We start from the raw sequence: 13,685 nt of genomic DNA on the forward strand, positions 1-13,685 counted from the left end.
GTGGACTCACCTGAATGTTATAATGGATTATTGTCGGGGTAAAAATGCCAGCAAAAGATATCTACCATGATGTGGTGAAAAATGCTTTAATTAAAGACGGTTGGACAATTACAGCAGATCCTTATTATATCATCTATGGAAAATTAAGACTTGTTGCAGATCTAGGTGCTGAACGTCCATTATCTGCACAAAAAGGTGATGATAAAATAGTGATAGAAGTTAAAAGTTTTCTAAATCCATCATTTATTTATGATTTAGAAAGGGCTGTAGGTCAGTATATCATTTATCGTAATTAATCGTAATTATCTTAAAAGAACCGCACCAGATCATCAGATTTACTTAGCACTTGGTCAACTTGTTTATAAAGCTAATTTCGATGAAACAATTCAAGTTGTTGTTGATGAAAACCAACTTAAATTAATTATTGTAGATACAGAAAAGGAGGTTATTACCAAATGGATAAGTTAGAAAATTACCGATTTTTAATCAAAAAAATCTTAACAGAATATCATCAACTTTTTTCCTCTGCATCTCCTCATAATATAGAAATGCTCTTAGCTTTTGATGAGCAAAGAGATCAGTATTTATGGTTTCAAGTTGGTTGGACAACAGAGGAAAGAATTAAAGGAATTTCTGTCCATATTCGCATTAAAAATGATAAGATATATATTGAGGAAGATTGGACCCAGGAAGGTATTGCAACGGAGTTATTAAGGGAAGGTGTACCAAAAGAAGATATTGTGTTAGCTTTTCATGATCCTGAAACTCGGAAGTTTACTGAGTTTGCTATTGCTTAATAGAGAAAAACTTTGTTAGTATAATTTAGGTTATGGTGGGTCTTGATGGACTCACCTGAATGTTATAATAGCTTATTACCAGGGTAAACCATGCCAGCAATTGATAAGACAATTACATCCTGATTATCGTCTTTACTTAGCAATTGAACAAGAGGCTTATGAAACTTTTTTTCAAACAAAAGGGATTCAACTTGTCATAGAAGAATATAAAATTTTACTGATTGTAATTAATATTGTTCAGGAGGAGATTGTCCAATGGATAAATTAAATAATTATCGTGAAATTGTTAAAAAAATATTAACAGAATATGAGCAAATAGCTAGTCAAACTCCTAATATTTCTGGAGTTGATACAGTCTTATCTTTTGATGATGAAAGAGATCAGTATTTATGGTTTGATGTAGGTTGGAATGAAAGAAAACGAGTGAAGGCAATTACTGTTTATGTGAGAATTAAAAATGATAAGATTTACATTGAGGAAGATTGGACCCAGGAAGGAATTGCAACGGAGTTATTAAGAGAAGGTGTACCGAAAGAGGATATTGTTTTAGCTTTTCATGATCCTGAAACTCGGAAGTTTACTGAGTTTGCTATTGCTTAATAGAGAAAAACTTTGTTAGTATGATTTAGGTTAAGGTGGTTCTGGATGGACTCACCTTAATGTTATAATTTATGTTATGATTAATATTTTATGTGGAAAAGTCAGTTTAAGAAAGCAATATCATCTTTAGAAAGATCGTGTTTCTGTATATTTAGCCGATGTCAAAAAAATGTTACTATAATATCAATGAACTTAAACTAAGGAGGAAAATGGCAAAGGATATCTACCATTTCTTATTTTTTACAATACGAAGATGCCCAACTTTGCGCTGATCTACTTGCTGAAAAAACGTTATTAGCTGAACAAAATAATCGTACCATTGTTGTGGAAATCAAAAGTTTTATTAATCCTTCTCTGATGAGGGATTTTGAATTGGCATTAGGACAATATATTGTATATCGTGATATTTTAGATTTGTCTGAAAAACATTATGCCATTTATTTAGCTGTTAAAGACACTGTATTTGAGAGCTTTTTTCAAAGAAAATCAGTTAAAGCTATTGTTAAACGCCATCAGGTAGAGTTTATTGTTTTTAATAACGAACAGGAAGAAATTGTATCATGGATAAGCTCACAAGATATGGAGAAATAATCAAAAAAATCTTAACAGAATATTATCAAATTGTTGAAAAAGCTCCTGATTTTCACCCGGAAAATTGTTTAATTTTTGATGACAATAATCATCATTATTTTTAGCGTAGTATTGATTGGGTTAACAAAAAAAGAGTTAATAATACTCATGTTTATGTTCGTATTAAAAATCAGAAAATTTACATTGAGGAAGATTGGACTGAGGAAGGTATTGCAACGGAATTATTAAGAGAAGGTGTACCAAAAGAGGATATTGTGTTAGCTTTTCATGATCCTGAAACTCGGAAGTTTACAGAATTTGCTGTGGCTTAATCGAGAAAAAATTTGTTAGTATAATTTAGGTTAGGGTGAGTTTGGATGGACTCACCTTAATGTTTTGAAAAAGGTTAAAATATGTGCATTACCAAATAGAATTTAAACCCAAAGCGATTAAAGATTTACAGAAAATTCCTGTAAATGACAGAGAACGCATTATCAATAAAATTGAAGCAATGCAAGATGATTTACAAGGAGATGTGAAACGCTTAACAAATTTTACTCCAGAATATCGTTTAAGAGTTGGTGATTATCGAATTTTGTTTGAATTAGCAGAACAAACTATAATCGTGTATAGGGTTAAGCATCGTAGTAAAGCTTATGAGTAATAGGAGGTTAAAAAATGATTGAATTACATCCTGAGTTTTTAACAAAAAATGGTGAAAAACAATTTGCGGTTTTACCTTATGAGGAATTTTTGAAGATTCAGGAATTATTAGAAGATTTGGAAGATTTACGAGATTTGAGAGATGCTAAGGAAGAAGAAAAGAATAGTGTTTCAATGTCTTTAGAAGATGTGAAAAGTATGTTGTTAATGTGATCAAATTGTTGGTTTTGAGGATCAGGGGAGGTTAATTAGTAAGGAGAAGCGGCTTTGGTATAATTTAGGTTAGGGTGGGTCTGGATGGACTCACCTGAAATGTTATAATAGTTTATTATTGGGGTAAACAATGCCAGCAAAAAAATATAACATCGTGTAATTTTAGGGTAAAGTAGCAAACTTTTGAGGACTAAAGCCTATAATATCCGTGAATCTTGTATATTTTAATAACTTACTTTATAGTATTATTACTCTAGTGAATTTTAAAATGTGAGTAATAATATTTATTTTAGTGTTGCTTATTTGATGTAAAAATGTGATGAATAAAGTCATCATAACCCTTGTAAAGAGGGTTAATCTAATTTATATACAATTAAATTTATACTCAATTATAAGTAACACCTTTATTTTGATACTCAATTCCATAATCATTTTTTTATTGTAGGTTTAAAAATGGCAATTTTCTTTCCTTCTGACGAAAACATTTCACGGCTAAAAGTTCCACCAACTACAGGAGAGGAATATTTACTTAATTTCTTACATCGGCTTTCTGATGAATATGAAATCTACTATCAGCCATTTTTGAATGGAGATCAACCAGATATTATTATCATGAGAAAGAATTATGGTGTCATGATAATAGAAGTTAAGGACTGGCATTTAAGTTATTATTACATAGATAAGAATAAAAAGTGGAGGTTAAAAACAAATGACTCAATTATAAAATCTCCTATTTCTCAAGTGAAAACTTACAAGGAAAATCTATATGATTTACATATTGAGAATTTGCTAGAAAAGAAAATAGATAATCCAAAATTTTTTGGACTTGTTTCTTGTGCAGTTTACTTTCACAATGAAACTCAAGAGACTATAAAGAAATTTATAGATAATAATTTTGAATCAGAAAGTGACAGAAGATTTATAAAAATTTTCGGTAATGACTCTATAAATCCTCAAAAATTTCATGTAATTCTTAGTGAACAAGGTCTTTCTAGACGATCACTACTTTTTGATGATAACCTTTATAATAGCTTTAAACGATATCTTCAACCATCTTTACATACTATTGAACAAGGTATCAAAATACAATTTAACAAAGAACAACAAAAATTAGTAACTAGTATACCTACTAAGACAGGTCGAAAGATTAAAGGAGTAGCTGGTTCTGGGAAAACACACATATTAGCTCAAAGAGCGGTAAATGCACATAAAAGAACTGACAGTAAAGTTTTGATTCTTACCTATAACATAACTCTAAAAAATTATATTCGCGATAAAATTAATGATGTAAGACAAGAGTTTAACTGGCGTGCATTTGATATAAATAATTATCACAATTTTTTAACAACACAACTTAATAATTTAGGTATAGAATGGGAAATACCAGGAGATTTTGAAAATTGGAGTAGTGAAGAAAGAACAGAATATTTAGAGAAAAAATATTACTCTAACGAGACAATTTTTGAGCCTGTGAAAGGAAAAATACAAAAATATCAAATTATATTAATAGATGAAATTCAAGATTACAAGGAAGAATGGCAGAGAATAATCAGAAAATATTTTTGGGATAATGGAGGTGAATATGTAGTATTTGGCGATGTAAAGCAAAATATTTATGATCTACCATTGGATGAATATAAAGACTTTAAAGCAGTAGGCATAGGTGGTGTATGGAACGTTCTTAAAGAATCTTTTAGGTTGACAACAAAAGTAGCAAATATAGCTACTGAATTTCAAAAAACTTTTTTTAGTGGTAAGTATAATTTAGATGAAATAACCCAATTCAGACAGAAAAGTATTTTTGAGGCAGAGGAATATTACCAATATATATATTATGATAAATCAGTTCATGTCACCAAAATAGTTGATGATATGTATTCTTTGATAATTCAATTAAATAAGCACCCTAATGATATTTGCTTCTTGTCACAAAGAATAGAAATTATTAGGCAGATAGATTATACTATTAGGAATAATAAGCACGAAAAGACTAAAGCAATGTTTGAATCTCAAGAAATTCATGAAAAATTGAAAATGGAGTCAAGCAATAAATATGCTAATTTAGAAATTAAAAAAATTAGAAACAATAAAAAAATTCATTTCTGGATGAATCCAGGTACTGTTAAGTTATCTACAATTCATAGTTTTAAAGGCTGGGAAATAGATACACTTTTTCTGATAATTGAAGATGATTATGATGAAGATAGTGAGAGCGCATTTTCTATAGATGAATTGATATATACAGGATTGACAAGATGTAGAAATAACCTGATAGTTGTTAATATTTCAAATCAGCGTTATCATGACTTTTTTAAAGGATTTATTGAGGAAGATATTGTGTGAAATTCCATTAGTTTGTAAAGTTTACTCGTGATATCCCTTAACCTACTAACCTAACCCCCCAACCCCCTTCCCTGCAAGGGAAGAGGGAGAAATCTTGCTCCCCTCTCCTTGTAGGAGAGGGGCTGGGGGAGAGGTCAAACACGATATAAAAACACACCCCACAAATGAACAACCAACCACCGAAAAAAGACGGACTTCGTAACATAGTCATTGGACAAAAAATAGAACCCGTAAAACTCGAACTCGCCAAAGAAATGCGTCGCCAAATGACACCAGCAGAAAAAATACTGTGGGAACATCTTCGCGCCAACCGCTTGCATGGTTTACATTTTCGCCGACAACAAATTATAGATGGTTTTATAGTAGATTTTTATTGTCATGCTGCTAGTTTAGTCATAGAAATAGATGGAAAAATTCATGATCAACAAATAGAATATGATTTAGAAAGAGATAAAGTTTTAACAGCTAGAGGCTTGCGTTTATTGAGAATTAAAAACGAAGAAGTAATCAATGAACTTGATCAAGTTTTAGTCAGAATTTATCAAACTTGTTGTGAAAAGACCTAACCCCCCAGCCCCCTTCCCTACGAGGGAAGGGGGAGCAAGATTTACTCCCCTCTCCTTGCAGGAGAGGGGTTGGGGGAGAGGTCAAGATCGCTTTTTGATGTGGGGAGTTTGAAGTGCGATCGCTTTTTGGTTGTGGTTTTGTGAGTGCGATCGCTGTCCTCCTAGTATAATGTAAGTGTTATCAGTTATCTTATATGGGTAAAAGTCATTTTAAAAAAGCAATATCATCTTTAGAATCTCGTATTGCTGAACACAAGGAAAAAATTAGGGTAGAATTAGAGAAAGAATTTCCAGACCAGGGTTTAATTAACCATTGGGAAAAGGAAATTAGAGCTTTTGAAAAAGGAATAAAACAAGCGTTAAAAAGATTGGGTAAAAACTAATGAAACTCGCAAACCAAAAAATTAGCAGTGACAACTCAACGCTTAATCAGTTACTAATGGAATTACAGGAAGAATGCGAAAATGTGATTTCTCTGGTTAATCAATTACAACTTTCTGAGTTAAGCGATCGCCAAAAGGGTAAAATACTTTCAGAATTATTAGTAGCATCAATTCATTTACATTCCCATTGTGATGAAGATTGGCAAAATTTGATTTCCGATGAGTTGGAAACTTTAGCAGATGATTAAGGTTATTTCTTCTGAATATCCAACTTGTCGTTTTGTTTTATGGTTTTGGTAGAGCAAAGTTGATATAATTATAAAAATAGACTTAATCCATTAACCAGTATCAAATAAATGAATCACCAAACTACCTTTAAAGAAATTGCCTCTCAAGTACAATTATTCCAGAGTATAGAACAAAAAGAAACCTTTATATTTGTACTTGGTGCTTTAACATCTCGGTTAATTAGTTTACACAAAGCAGCCGAAATCATGGAAATGGATACAGACATATTTTTGAAAATTTTAGAATTAATGGGAATAGATTTTTCATATCTTACCATATCTAATGGACAAAAAATGGCAGAAGCATTAAGAAAAATATCAAAAAAGAATATTTTTGTTGAAATTGATCCGCAGAAATGGCAACAAGAAATTCGTCAAGATCGCTCTTTGGTTATGTTTTGGAAGAGCGATCTCATTCCTCCAACATCCCAAACTGACCTAACCCCCCAACCCCCTTCCCTGAAAGGGAAGGGGGAGCAAGATTTACTCCCCTCTCCTTTTAGGAGAGGGGCTGGGGGAGAGGTCAAAATCGCTTTTTGGTAAGGTAGTTTAGAGTATAATAATAGAATCGTCGCAATCCCTACCTAATCTAAATTACAAGGAGGAAAATGGCAAAAGATATCTACCATGATGCGGTTAAAAATGCCTTAATTAAAGATGGTTAGACAATCTTAGCTGATGCTTATTTTTTACAATACGAAGATGCCCAACTTTACGCCGATCTACTTGCTGAAAAAACGTTATTAGCTGAACAAAATAATCGTACCATTGTTGTGGAAATCAAAAGTTTTATTAATCCTTCTCTGATGAGGGATTTTGAATTGGCATTAGGACAATATATTGTATATCGTGATATTTTAGATTTGTCTGAAAAACATTATGCCATTTATTTAGCTGTTAAAGACACTGTATTTGAGAGCTTTTTTCAAAGAAAATCAGTTAAAGCTATTGTTAAACGTCATCAGGTAGAGTTTATTGTTTTTAATAACGAACAGGAGGAAATTGTATCATGGATAAGCTCACAAGATATGGAGAAATAATCAAAAAAATCTTAACAGAATATTATCAAATTGTTGAAAAAGCTCCTGATTTTCACCCGGAAAATTGTCTAATTTTTGATGACAATAATCATCATTATTTTTGGCGTAGTATTGATTGGGTTAACAAAAAAAGAGTTAATAATACTCATGTTTATGTTCGTATTAAAAATCAGAAAATTTACATTGAGGAAGATTGGACTGAGGAAGGTATTGCAACGGAATTATTAAGAGAAGGTGTACCAAAAGAGGATATTGTGTTAGCTTTTCATGATCCTGAAACTCGGAAGTTTACAGAATTTGCTGTGGCTTAATCGAGAAAAAATTTGTTAGTATAATTTAGGTTAGGGTGAGTTTGGATGGACTCACCTTAATGTTTTGAAAAAGGTTAAAATATGTGCATTACCAAATAGAATTTAAACCCAAAGCGATTAAAGATTTACAGAAAATTCCTGTAAATGACAGAGAACGCATTATCAATAAAATTGAAGCAATGCAAGATGATTTACAAGGAGATGTGAAACGCTTAACAAATTTTACTCCAGAATATCGTTTAAGAGTTGGTGATTATCGAATTTTGTTTGAATTAGCAGAACAAACTATAATCGTGTATAGGGTTAAGCATCGTAGTAAAGCTTATGAGTAATAGGAGGTTAAAAAATGATTGAATTACATCCTGAGTTTTTAACAAAAAATGGTGAAAAACAATTTGCGGTTTTACCTTATGAGGAATTTTTGAAGATTCAGGAATTATTAGAAGATCTGGAAGATTTACGAGATTTGAGAGATGCTAAGGAAGAAGAAAAGAATAGTGTTTCAATGTCTTTAGAAGATGTGAAAAGTATGTTGTTAATGTGATCAAATTGTTGGTTTTGAGGACGAGGGGAGGGTGATTAGTAAGGAGAAGCGGCTTTGGTATAATTTAGGTTAGGGTGGGTCTTGATGAACTCACCTGAATGTTATAGCAATCCTAAATGATACGTGAGAGTTCAACAAGGCTAAAATGCTTATAAAACAAGGATTTTTATCTACGTATTTTCTCACAAACTGTTCAGGATTGCTATATAATATAATAGTTGATTATCGGGGTGAAAAATGCCAGCAAAGGACATATACCATGAAGCAGTGAAAAATGCTTTAATTAAAGATGGTTGGACAATTACGGCTGATCCTTATACTGTTGAATATGAAGATGATAACCTTTATGCTGATTTATTAGCTGAAAAGACTTTATTGCCTGAAAAACAAAAACGTATAATTGTAGTAGAAATCAAAAGTTTTATTAATCCTTCACCAATGAATGATTTTCAAAATGCTTTAGGGCAATATCTTTTATATCGTGATTTTCTCGAATTTTCTCATAAAGATTATGAACTGTATTTAGCAGTAAGAAGTACAATTTTTAATACTTTCTTTCAAAGAAAATCCATCCAACCTGTAATTAAACGTCATCAACTTAACTTTATTGTTTTTAATGATAAAAAACAGGAGATTCAATCATGGATAAAATTATAAAATATCGGGAGTTAATTAAAAGTATTTTAACAGAATATGATCAGTTGGTTCATAAATCTCCTGATTATAATACTGAAACCTGTTTAGTATTTGATGAAACTCACGATCATTATTTGTGGTTAACAGTTGATTGGAAAGAAGATAAAAGACTAAAATCAACTCATGTTCATATTCGTATTAAAAATGAGAAGATTTACATTGAGGAAGATTGGACCCAGGAAGGTATTGCAACGGAGTTATTAAGGGAAGGTGTACCAAAAGAAGATATTGTGTTAGCTTTTCATGATCCTGAAACTCGTAAGTTTACTGAGTTTGCTATTGCTTAATACTTTCTCTTGATCATAAATTTAATCTATAGGGAAATAAAAATGAACTTTTACACAGTTGTTCTCAGACAAAGTTCTGATTTTTGGGTGGGTTTGTGTTTAGAAAATGGTATTGTTGGACAGGGAGATACTCAAGAAGATGCAGTTAATAAATTAAAGGAAGCAATAGCATCTTTTGCAGATGTTTATGAATCAGAAGAGAATATTTATAAATCTGCTATTTCTATAGATGAATTACATGAATTTTTGTTAGTTGAGGAAAAGGAAAAACAATCAGAAATCTATGAATTGAGGAAGGTTTATGCCTAAAAATATACCTTCTTTAAAACCCAAAGAATTAATTAAATTATTAGAAAAAGCAGGTTGTACTTTTCATAGAGAAGGAAAAGGTGATCATTGTTTATATACTCGTGAATTTGAAGGGAAAAGGAGAGTAGTTCCTATAGATATGGGTGCTAGAGAAATGTCTCCAGGTTATGTTTTACGAATTTTTCGGCAGTTTGGTTTTACTGATGAGGAAATTGAAAGTTTGTTAAAATCAGGACTTACGCAAGTGGCACAGCGATCGCTAATTATTAGTATATGTGTACTGCAATAATGAAGATGTTATTGAATCAGACTGATTGAGAATTGTTAATAGTAATAGATTAAATAAATGAGGGGTATTAATTTTATGAGAGAATGATGATAGGGTGCATTAAGAAATTAATTAACGATGAAATTTACTAAACCAGGACTTACGCAACTGGTACATTGGTAAAGCGTATCAGATATCAACAATTTGGTTATTTACATGATTTATACTGTCTAACGCACCCTACAACAGATTTTTTAGTGTGACACTTGCGTAAGTCCTAATAACGTCCCTACATTTATTTCCTAATGCTTATGTTTTGCCAACTTCAATGCCGATAACAAGAGAATGACACCCAAAATTAAATATAAGGAGGAACTATCTATATACCTCAAAAAACTACTACCAATAAATGCTCCCAATATTGAACCAGATGCCATTGAAAAAATAAATTTCTGTTCTGATTTTACTTCCTTCAATCGTTTCTGACTTTTATATTTGTACAGACCCATAATAATTGTCGGAATGCTGATTGCCAGACTCAAACTTCCTGCTAATTTAATGTCAATTGCAAACACCATAATAATTGTTGGGATAATCAATTCACCACCTGCAACACCAAGTATACTGCTGAATATCCCAATCACAATTCCTGCTAAAAACGTGATACCTATTCTTAATAAGTTTGGAAGTTGCCAAATTTGAAGACTGAAAATAAAATTATGTCCAATTAATACAAAACTCAGAAACAATAGAAAAACCACAACAACTCGGTTTAAAGTTTTTTCGTTGATTTTGGTGGCATAGTTCACCCCAACATAAGAACCAATCAGAGAACCTGCCAAAATATTCATGATTACTGTCAGATTTGAAAAAACATTCTCAAGTCCAATAACGCCACTCCTAAAAATGAAGGAAAAAGTGACGGTAACCAGACTAACAACGAGATTAATAATAATTGCTTGTAAGGTTCGATAGTTAAAAATGCTAACTAAAACTGGTAACCGAAATTCTGCACCACCCAAACCAATTAATCCGCCAATAATCCCGACTAAAGCACCCCAAGCAAACGCCCAAATATTACGCATAAAAATCCTCACAACCACAACAAAAATACAGACTATCGGTAATTATATAACTTTACCAAAAACTAAACTTTTCACTTTATATATGATGTGGGAAAATAACTCTGTGCTTCGTTTAAATGTTTGATTAATGTACTCTGTGATAATGGTCCTTGTAAATGATTCCAAGGTAAAATTTGCTCAGATGACCAATTACTATAAACATAATAATCTAAATCGGGAATTTTTCCTTTCAATTCTTTAAAAGCACGTTTATAACTCCCCAAGGAATCACCAAAATCACGAGTTAATTCTAACAGATCAGAAAGTCGGCGATCGCCTCTGGATAACAAACATTGTATAATTGACCAATTATAACTTTCTGGGCGAAAATCTATACCTTGCGGTTTTAATTGTTTCTGTAAAAATTGCAACCTTTTTTCAGATTGTTTATTAACTCCTAACCATTGAAATGGTGTGTGTGCTTTAGGTACAAAGGTACTACATCCCAGAGTTAACCGCAACCCAGGGGCAGCTTTTTTTACATCTTTCATCATAGCAACAGTAGCATCTAAATCTTCAGGAATTTCCCCAGGAATACCCACCATGCCATATAATTTTAAACTAGATAAACCCCCAATTTTTGCATTAATAGCACATTGAATAATTTCATCATTATCTAATTTCTTATTAATTATTCGACGTAAATTTTCTGAACCACTTTCTACCGCAATAGTTAAAGATTTTGTATCTCTTTTTACTAAAGTTTGGGCTAATTTCACTGTCACCGTATTTGTTCTTACGGAAGCAACACTTAATCTCACATCATCATATTTTGGGTGACTAATATAATCTAATAAATCGGAAAATTCAGGATGTTGGGTAACGGAAGCACCCAATAAACCCAGACGGTTAGTGACTTTTAAACCGCGTTCAATAGCAGGAATTAAAGAATTTTCTAAACTTGCAGTTCTGAAAGGTAAAGTTAAATAACTTGCTAAACAAAAGCGACACATTTCTGGACAACTTCGCGCTACTTCCACCATAAAAATACTTTCCCAAGCTGCTTTTTCCGTCACAACGGTAGAAGCCGAAAGGGTATTTCCCCGATAAGTTTGTTTTTGAATAACCGCAGGAACATGATCAAAAATAGGTTTAATACTGGCAATTTCTCCATCTAAACTGACATATTCAACATGATATAAGCTGGGAATATAAACACCAGGAACTTGAGATAAAGTGATTAATTGAGTTTGTCTATCAGCATTGTGGACTGTTTTATAAACATTAATAAAATTATCCAGTAAATTTTCACCATCACCTAATAAAATGATATCAAAAAAATCTGCAAAAGGTTCAGGGTTAGCGGTTAAAACTGGACCTCCTCCAAACACTAAAGGATGATTTTCATTTCTTAAATTTGCACGCAGAGGAATTTCTAAAAACTCCAAAAGATTGAAAATATTAATATAGTCTAATTCCCAAGAAACAGAAAAACCTAATATTTGAGGATTTCGGGGAAGTTGTTCATGGTTATCAGTAAATAAACGACTAACTTGTACATCTTTTCGCATAGCTAAAGTAGACCATACTATTTGATAACCTAAACTAGTTATTCCCACAGTATAAGTATTAGGAAATGCAAAAATTACGGGAATAGCGTTATTTTCAGGAGTAGCAGCAGTAAATAACAGATGTTCGGAATTAAATACAGATGATGTCACAGGTTTTATATGGGTTAAAAACAGATTACGATCTAATTATAACCTAAATTATAACCTAAATTATAACCTAAATTATAACCTAAATTTATAAATATACGTAATATGTAAGGTAAGTTGCCAGTTAGATGAAGTAGGGTGCGTCAGAGTCTTAAAATTGGTAATTTTAACCTAAATTATTCTGTCTGACGCACCCTACAGACTACAAAATATCCGAAAATTAACAACTAGCAACTTAGTTTATGTAGTACGACTATCAAAAACATTCAAAGGCAAATTACCTATCTATATCTAACTTTTAGCCAGAGAATTATACAATTTAAAAATAATGTAATACTATTAGCTAAAATTACAGGTAAAGCGCCTAAAATAATGCCATAAATCAACCACAAAAATAAACCACTCATAAAAATAATCAGCATCACATAAGAAACATCTTTTGCTGATTTTGTTCTCCATATTTGCCATAGTTGTGGTAGGAATGCAATGGTGGTTAATGTGGCTGCTAATAATCCAATAATTGTGACAAGGTTCATTTTTAGAAAGTATTTAGTAAATGCGGGAATCTGGGAATATACTGGTAAGAAAACTGGGTTACAGATATTATACTACAGATAGCTGCTAGTTGAATCGTCTGTTTTAATTCATTAGATACAGGACTTACACAAGTGTCATACTAAAAAATCTGTTGAGTGGGTGCGTCAGAAATGAACAATTTGGTTATTTACATGATTTATACTGTCTGACGTGGTTGGTGAGCTTGTCGAACCACACCCTACCAATGTTCCAGTTGCGTAAGTCCTCATATAGATGAAAGTACCCAATTTCACTGTTGCTGAATTGTACCGCTTGATTGAGAGACTGATTGTAACTTGTACTATACCAGTAAATATGGAATTTAGTATAGTATAATCGCAATTTTGCTGCTGCTTGGTTTTGCGGATAAGTTTTGACTTTCTTACTTTCTTACTTTTGTTCTGTAAGATTGTAGAATTAAAATGATATTATTTAATATTTCTCCTTAGA

General features: G+C 31.9%; 24 protein-coding genes and 1 pseudogene. 22 read left to right on the forward strand and 3 right to left on the reverse strand.

Annotated features, from left to right (window positions below):
* Nucleotides 1-44 precede the first annotated feature (44 nt).
* The 22 genes and pseudogenes from H6F32_RS21020 to H6F32_RS00175 all read left to right on the forward strand — a co-directional run bounded on the left by H6F32_RS21020 (nucleotide 45) and on the right by H6F32_RS00175 (nucleotide 9,898).
* Nucleotides 45-296 (forward strand): element excision factor XisH family protein, encoded by a 252-nt coding sequence (locus tag H6F32_RS21020; protein WP_313926146.1) that lies wholly within the window; start codon nucleotides 45-47, stop codon nucleotides 294-296.
* 37 nt (nucleotides 297-333) lie between these two features.
* Nucleotides 334-468, forward strand: a complete 135-nt coding sequence (locus tag H6F32_RS21025) for an element excision factor XisH family protein (protein WP_313926147.1) — start codon at nucleotides 334-336, stop codon at nucleotides 466-468.
* A complete protein-coding gene (locus H6F32_RS00080) occupies nucleotides 456-797 on the forward strand; it encodes a XisI protein (protein ID WP_190367314.1) in 342 nt (113 codons plus the stop codon). The genes H6F32_RS21025 and H6F32_RS00080 overlap by 13 nt, the downstream gene beginning before the upstream one ends.
* A 100-nt stretch (nucleotides 798-897) precedes the next feature.
* Complete coding sequence (locus H6F32_RS00085) at nucleotides 898-1,065, forward strand: element excision factor XisH family protein (protein ID WP_199294421.1); 168 nt, start codon at nucleotides 898-900, stop codon at nucleotides 1,063-1,065.
* Complete coding sequence (locus tag H6F32_RS00090) at nucleotides 1,053-1,397, forward strand: XisI protein (RefSeq protein WP_190367315.1); 345 nt, start codon at nucleotides 1,053-1,055, stop codon at nucleotides 1,395-1,397. Before H6F32_RS00085 ends, H6F32_RS00090 begins: the two co-directional genes overlap by 13 nt.
* Before the next feature lie 228 nt (nucleotides 1,398-1,625).
* A complete protein-coding gene (locus H6F32_RS00095; RefSeq protein WP_313926148.1) occupies nucleotides 1,626-1,988 on the forward strand; it encodes an element excision factor XisH family protein in 363 nt (120 codons plus the stop codon).
* Nucleotides 1,958-2,299, forward strand: a pseudogene (locus H6F32_RS00100) (XisI protein). Before H6F32_RS00095 ends, H6F32_RS00100 begins: the two are co-directional and overlap by 31 nt.
* A gap of 83 nt (nucleotides 2,300-2,382) precedes the next feature.
* Entirely contained in the window at nucleotides 2,383-2,631 is a 249-nt protein-coding gene (locus H6F32_RS00105) for a type II toxin-antitoxin system RelE/ParE family toxin (protein WP_028082817.1), read from the forward strand.
* 14 nt (nucleotides 2,632-2,645) lie between these two features.
* Nucleotides 2,646-2,843 (forward strand): hypothetical protein, encoded by a 198-nt coding sequence (locus tag H6F32_RS00110; RefSeq protein ID WP_028082818.1) that lies wholly within the window; start codon nucleotides 2,646-2,648, stop codon nucleotides 2,841-2,843.
* A gap of 453 nt (nucleotides 2,844-3,296) precedes the next feature.
* Nucleotides 3,297-5,186 (forward strand): nuclease-related domain-containing DEAD/DEAH box helicase, encoded by a 1,890-nt coding sequence (locus tag H6F32_RS00115; RefSeq protein ID WP_190367316.1) that lies wholly within the window; start codon nucleotides 3,297-3,299, stop codon nucleotides 5,184-5,186.
* A gap of 164 nt (nucleotides 5,187-5,350) precedes the next feature.
* On the forward strand, nucleotides 5,351-5,752 hold the full coding sequence (locus H6F32_RS00120; protein ID WP_190367317.1) for an endonuclease domain-containing protein: 402 nt from the start codon (nucleotides 5,351-5,353) through the stop codon (nucleotides 5,750-5,752).
* Between the two features lie 194 nt (nucleotides 5,753-5,946).
* Complete coding sequence (locus H6F32_RS00125; protein WP_190367318.1) at nucleotides 5,947-6,135, forward strand: hypothetical protein; 189 nt, start codon at nucleotides 5,947-5,949, stop codon at nucleotides 6,133-6,135.
* A complete protein-coding gene (locus tag H6F32_RS00130) occupies nucleotides 6,135-6,383 on the forward strand; it encodes a hypothetical protein (protein WP_190367319.1) in 249 nt (82 codons plus the stop codon). The genes H6F32_RS00125 and H6F32_RS00130 overlap by 1 nt, the downstream gene beginning before the upstream one ends.
* A gap of 108 nt (nucleotides 6,384-6,491) precedes the next feature.
* The gene (locus tag H6F32_RS20320; RefSeq protein WP_242030999.1) at nucleotides 6,492-6,965 is read left to right on the forward strand and encodes a hypothetical protein; all 474 of its coding nucleotides are present in this window, start codon (nucleotides 6,492-6,494) and stop codon (nucleotides 6,963-6,965) included.
* 125 nt (nucleotides 6,966-7,090) lie between these two features.
* A complete protein-coding gene (locus tag H6F32_RS00140; RefSeq protein WP_313926149.1) occupies nucleotides 7,091-7,462 on the forward strand; it encodes an element excision factor XisH family protein in 372 nt (123 codons plus the stop codon).
* On the forward strand, nucleotides 7,432-7,773 hold the full coding sequence (locus tag H6F32_RS00145) for a XisI protein (RefSeq protein ID WP_187040540.1): 342 nt from the start codon (nucleotides 7,432-7,434) through the stop codon (nucleotides 7,771-7,773). Before H6F32_RS00140 ends, H6F32_RS00145 begins: the two co-directional genes overlap by 31 nt.
* 83 nt (nucleotides 7,774-7,856) lie before the next feature.
* A complete protein-coding gene (locus H6F32_RS00150; protein WP_028082817.1) occupies nucleotides 7,857-8,105 on the forward strand; it encodes a type II toxin-antitoxin system RelE/ParE family toxin in 249 nt (82 codons plus the stop codon).
* 14 nt (nucleotides 8,106-8,119) lie between these two features.
* A complete protein-coding gene (locus H6F32_RS00155; RefSeq protein WP_028082818.1) occupies nucleotides 8,120-8,317 on the forward strand; it encodes a hypothetical protein in 198 nt (65 codons plus the stop codon).
* Between the two features lie 237 nt (nucleotides 8,318-8,554).
* Nucleotides 8,555-8,974, forward strand: a complete 420-nt coding sequence (locus H6F32_RS00160) for a XisH family protein (protein WP_190367320.1) — start codon at nucleotides 8,555-8,557, stop codon at nucleotides 8,972-8,974.
* Nucleotides 8,959-9,300, forward strand: a complete 342-nt coding sequence (locus H6F32_RS00165) for a XisI protein (protein ID WP_028090498.1) — start codon at nucleotides 8,959-8,961, stop codon at nucleotides 9,298-9,300. Before H6F32_RS00160 ends, H6F32_RS00165 begins: the two co-directional genes overlap by 16 nt.
* A gap of 42 nt (nucleotides 9,301-9,342) precedes the next feature.
* Complete coding sequence (locus H6F32_RS00170; RefSeq protein WP_190367321.1) at nucleotides 9,343-9,609, forward strand: type II toxin-antitoxin system HicB family antitoxin; 267 nt, start codon at nucleotides 9,343-9,345, stop codon at nucleotides 9,607-9,609.
* Entirely contained in the window at nucleotides 9,602-9,898 is a 297-nt protein-coding gene (locus tag H6F32_RS00175) for a type II toxin-antitoxin system HicA family toxin (RefSeq protein ID WP_190367322.1), read from the forward strand. The genes H6F32_RS00170 and H6F32_RS00175 overlap by 8 nt, the downstream gene beginning before the upstream one ends.
* A gap of 281 nt (nucleotides 9,899-10,179) precedes the next feature.
* On the opposite strand, the gene H6F32_RS00180 is transcribed toward H6F32_RS00175, so the two are convergent.
* From H6F32_RS00180 to H6F32_RS00190, 3 genes are all read right to left on the reverse strand, one after another.
* Entirely contained in the window at nucleotides 10,180-10,962 is a 783-nt protein-coding gene (locus H6F32_RS00180; RefSeq protein WP_190367323.1) for a sulfite exporter TauE/SafE family protein, read from the reverse strand.
* Between the two features lie 71 nt (nucleotides 10,963-11,033).
* Nucleotides 11,034-12,662 (reverse strand): radical SAM protein, encoded by a 1,629-nt coding sequence (locus H6F32_RS00185; RefSeq protein ID WP_190367324.1) that lies wholly within the window; start codon nucleotides 12,660-12,662, stop codon nucleotides 11,034-11,036.
* 278 nt (nucleotides 12,663-12,940) lie between these two features.
* Nucleotides 12,941-13,195 (reverse strand): SemiSWEET transporter, encoded by a 255-nt coding sequence (locus H6F32_RS00190; RefSeq protein WP_190367325.1) that lies wholly within the window; start codon nucleotides 13,193-13,195, stop codon nucleotides 12,941-12,943.
* Nucleotides 13,196-13,685 lie beyond the last annotated feature (490 nt).

Origin of the sequence: Anabaena sp. FACHB-1237 (genome assembly GCF_014696225.1) — a bacterium.
Taxonomy (GTDB): domain Bacteria; phylum Cyanobacteriota; class Cyanobacteriia; order Cyanobacteriales; family Nostocaceae; genus FACHB-1237.